Source organism: Mucilaginibacter arboris (genome assembly GCF_009754915.1).
Lineage (GTDB): Bacteria > Bacteroidota > Bacteroidia > Sphingobacteriales > Sphingobacteriaceae > Mucilaginibacter_A > Mucilaginibacter_A arboris.
Genome location: NZ_WPIK01000033.1, coordinates 1 through 5,157, shown reverse-complemented (window position 1 = coordinate 5,157; position 5,157 = coordinate 1). Strand labels below are relative to the sequence as shown.

Here is a 5,157-nt window from a genome sequence, read left to right as displayed (position 1 = left end):
GATTACAGAAATACGTTCGTTTAATTGTAATACTAATTTTAACATACGACATAACATCCCTAGCTCACCCTCAAGTTGTCATTCTGTTATTGTCGTGCAAATTGATAACTTGTTTATTTTCCTATTAACTTGAAAGCCATCATCATAAAATCTTGAATAAATTTGATAGTAAACTTCTAATTCAATTTATTTTTAATAATTATTTTTTTATCAGAAAAGATTAAAAGAACAAATTAAATTATTTTCTAACTTTCGGTAAAAAAGCTTGATGAACCCTGAAAGAAAAGAACAGCTCATTAAGGGCGTTTTATCTCTGGCTGCATTAGGGATTACGGTAGCGTTTACACCTGGGTTGGCCGGTGGAACCATTGTGGGAACTATCAAATCTTTATTTAGCACTTTGGCGCCTAACTGGGCCGCACAGTTTTCAGTAGAGTCGTTTATGCCATGGATCAATAAAAAATGGCTATCTAATACTAACCCTCAAATTAATCATCATATCAATAAGGCACTTGCATTAAGCTGGAGAACAGCTATAGACCAAACTTTGGATGAATATAAAGAACAAAAAGGAAGACTATCTGGTGTCGAAGAAACGTCTCTAACGAAGTTTATAAATATGCTGAAAGAAATTTCTGAAGAGGAATTTTTAAAAAAGCTTAATGAAGATATAAATCAGGAGGAAGTTTTTCAATATGCTTCAGCAGGCAATGCTGGAATAAGCAATTACTTAAATGACCGATTCAACCTTAGTGAAAATTTGAATCCGTTTTCTGATGATTATTATTTGACACAAGAATTTATTAATCATTTTAGAACAAGGGTTCCTCAGCTAATGAGTTTTTATTTTCAAGCAGATCTGAAGAACGGGAAAGAAGCCAAACAAGCAATGGATTTGCTTTACCATGAAACGATAAGGGAAGCTGTAAAACAAATAAGTAAAAATCAAGAAGAACAATTAAGAATTCTAAATGAACTGACTGAGAAAGTTAATTTAATACCAACAATTGAACCATTTGAAAAATCCTGTATTTCCAACGCAGCAGAACAATTACTGCGCGAAATGGATCAGGAAGTCAAATTGATTAGAAAAGATACTATTAAAATTATAAATCTAATAAATGGTAAACCCTTCCTTTCTTACAACGACGAATCTGATGAACCAGACGCAGGGACTTTATTTAGTTATAAACAAAAATATACAACCCTCACTGGAAGAGAAGAGGAATTAACTTTAATTCAAAACTTTATAGAAGATAAAAGATTTTTCTGCTGGCTAACAATAACTGGCCCTGGTGGAATAGGTAAAAGCAGGCTTGCCCTTGAAGCTACGGAAATAGCCAGAACACAAAAATTTCATTCGGGCTTTTTGGATATTTCAAGATTTTTCAATTGGGAGGCATGGATACCTTCCATAGATACGTTTATTGTAATTGATTACGCCTTTTCAGATTATCAAAAGATATTTGATCTGATTAAATTATTACGGCAAAAGGATAAACAGAAAGAGCTTGAATTTAAAGTAAGGATAATTTTACTCGATAGGGATTTGCGGGTTGATTGGAAGAAGGAGATTGAAAATAATGATGCCATCAGAAATAGTAATTTTTTAAAAACCAATAAAGAGGTATTTTATAATCTGAAGCCATTAGAAAATAATTTTCGCTGGGAAATAATAAAGGAAATCATTAATAAAGCAAATTTAGAAACAAGCAAAAAAACAGAATTAATATATTCGGAGAAGGAAATCGTTAGCAAACTAAATGAATTAGATCCGAAGAACAGACCGCTTTTTGCATTTTTTACAGGAATAGCTATCATTCAGGAGGGCGGGTTAAAAAAATTTGAAAATTGGAATTCAAACGATCTTATTAAACATCATTTATCAAGGTTAGAAAATGATATTTGGTCAAAGAGCGCAGGATTTAAAAAAGACAAAGCTGCTATTAAAAAGCTTATTCTATTCAACACCCTCTGCAGAGAGCTTTCACCCTTTGAAATGACCAAAATAGTTAAAAAATTAAAAATTGATGAACAATTTATTGAAGATGAATACCCGGCATTTACTGAAGTAAGGAAAAATGTTAATGGAAGAATTGACAAATATTACGGTATACAACCAGATATCTTAGGTGAGTATTTTATTGTTCTTACAATTAGGGAGGTAGTATCAAAACCAATTAATGGTAAGGAAATATGGAATGATTTATATCAGTTTGCTATTGAAATAAAAGCTAAAAATATTCTTCAAACATTTGCCTTGTTAGCTAAAGACTTTGAGCTTAAAGATGAGGATACCTTAATTAATTTCAGCAAAGAAGAGATTGCCGATTATGACGAGCTTATTAAATATTCGCCGGATAATTATTTTTATTATTTTGAAAGAGGGGTACTAAAAAATACTATAAAACAATATGATGAAGCTGTATTAGATTTCACCAAGTCTATTCAGCTTAATCCTATCAATAACTTAAGTTATTTCATGAGAGGTTCAACTATGTTTGAAAATGGCAGATTAAACGAAGCTGTTTCAGATTTAGACATTGCAATAAACCTTTACCCTGATTGGGGAGATCCATACAATGTAAAAGGCTTGGTAATGGATGGACTGGGCAAATATCCAGATGCGATTTTATGTTATAGGAAAGCGATAGAACTTGATCCCCGGAAGGCTGATTATCATAGTAATAAAGGAAAATCAAATTATTCATTTGGAAAATATGAAGAGGCAGTCGCTGATTACAGCAGGGCCATAGAGCTTGATCCCCGTAATTCAAATTACTATAACAAAAAAGGAAACGCAAATTATTTTCTTAAAAAGTATGAAAAGGTCATTGCTGATTGCAGCATAGCCATAGAACTTGATCCTGGTATTGCAATCTATTATAATAACAGGGGGATTGCATTAATGTCTCTTAAAAGGTATGACGAGGCCATTGCTGATTATAACAACGCCATAGAGTTGGATCCTGGTATTACGTTGTTCTACAATAATCGGGGGATTGCATTAAGGTCTCTTAATAGGTATGAAGAGGCCATTGCTGATTACAACAGGGCCATAGAGCTTGATCCTGGTATTGCCAGCTATTATACTAATCGGGGTCTTACATTAGAATCTCTCAAAAGGTACGAAGAGGCCATTGCTGATTACAGCAAAGCCTTAGAGCTTGATCCCCGTAATCCAAATTACTATAACAATAAAGGAAATGCAAATTATTCTCTTAAAAGGTATAAAGAGTCTATTGCTAATTACAACAGGGCCATAGAGTTTGATCCAAGAGATGCAAATTTCCATAATAATCGGGGCTTTGTATTAGCGTCTCTTCAAAAGTATGAAGAGGCTATTGGTGATTACAACAGGGCCATAGAGCTTGATCCTGGTATTGCGTTGTTCTACAATAATCGGGGGATTGCATTAAGTTCTTTTAATAGATATGAAGAGGCCATTGCTGATTACAACAGGGCCATAGAGCTTGATCCAAAAGATGCAAATTTCCATAACAATCGGGGCTTTGCATTAGCATCTCTTAAAAAATATGATGAGGCCATTGCTGATTACAGCAGGGCCCTAGAGCTTGATCCTGGCATTGCAATGTTCTATTATAATCGGGGGATTGCATTAGGGTCTCTTAAAAGACATGAAAAGGCCCTGGCTGATTATAACAGGGCCATAGAGTTTGATCCAAGAAATGCAAATTATTATAATAATCGGGGTTTTTCATTAAAGTCTTTAGAAAAGCATGATGCGGCCATTGCCGATTACAACAGGGCCATAGAGCTTGATCCTGGCATTGCAATGTTCTATCATAATCGTGGGATTGCATTACTGTCTCTTAAAAGGTATGATGAGGCCATTGCTGATTGCAGCAGGGCCATAGAGCTTGTTTCCAGTAATGCAGATTACTATATTAATCGGGGCTTTGCATTGAGGTCTCTTCAAAAGTACGAAGAGGCCATTGCCGATTACAACAGGGCCATAGAGCTTGATCCAGGCAGTGCATTGTTCTATAATAATCGTGGGATTGCATTACTGTCTCTTAAAAGGTATGAAGAGGCCACTGCTGATTTCAGTAGGGCCATAGAGCGTGATCCCCGTAATGTAGATTACTATAATAATCGGGGGATTGCATTAGCGTTTCTGGAAAAGTATGAAGAGGTCATTGCTGATTATAACCGGGCCATAGAGCTTAATCCAAGAAATGCAACTTTCTATGATAACAAGGGGATTGCATTAAGATCTCTTAAAAGGTATGAAGAGGCCATTGCTGATTACAGTAGGGCCATAGAGCGTGATCCTGGTATTGCAAATTTCTATAATAATAGGGGGATTGCATTAAAGTCTCTCAAAAGATATGAAGAGGCCACTGCTGATTACAGCAGGGCCATAGAGCTTGATCCCATAAACGCATACTTCTATGATAACAGGGGCTCTGCATTAGCGTTTTTGGAAAAGTATGAAGAGGCCATTGCTGATTATAACCGGGCCATAGAGCTTAATCCAAGAAATGCAGATTTCTATGATAACAGGGGCTTTACATTAACGTCTCTTAAAAAGTATGAAGAGGCCATTGCTGATTATAACAGGGCCATAGAGCTTGATCCCATAAACGCATACTTCTATGATAACAGGGGCTCTGCATTAGCGTTTTTGGAAAAGTATGAAAAGGCCATTGCTGATTACAGCAGGGCCATCGAACAGGACCCCTGTATTGCAAAATTCTATAAAAAAAGAGGAACGGCGCTACTACTACTTAAAAAATATGAAGAAGCAATTGCTAATTACAGCAGGGTCATAGAGCTTGATCCTGATATTCAAACTTTCTATACTAGGGGCTTTGCATTAGTGTCCCTTAAAAGGTATGAAGAGGCGATTGCTGATTACAACAGGGCTATCGAGCTTGATCCTGGTATTGCAATGTTATATAATAACAGGGGCTGTGCACAAGAGTCTCTTGAAAAGTATCAAGAAGCTATTGCTGATTACAGCAAGGCAATAGAACTTGACCCTGACAATACATTATTCCGTGATAACATGGGCGATGTGCTACTATTACTTAAAAAGCATGAAGAGAGAGGCAGTGAGCGACCACAATAATATTGGCGAGTTTTCTGTGAGGGGAGCTTAAATATATTTTACTTAACATAAAGGTAATTATA

General features: G+C 35.6%; 1 protein-coding gene. It reads left to right on the top strand.

Annotated elements, in window-relative coordinates; genetic code table 11:
• The first annotated feature begins 268 nt into the window (after window positions 1-268).
• A complete protein-coding gene (locus tag GO621_RS18460; protein ID WP_157569833.1) occupies window positions 269-5,095 on the top strand; it encodes an ATP-binding protein in 4,827 nt (1,608 codons plus the stop codon).
• Window positions 5,096-5,157: the final 62 nt, after the last annotated feature.

Bases quoted from the DNA above. Each gene is read 5' to 3' on its own strand.
- GO621_RS18460 (WP_157569833.1), top strand. From the start codon at position 269: ATGAACCCTGAAAGAAAAGAACAGCTCATTAAGGGCGTTTTATCTCTG.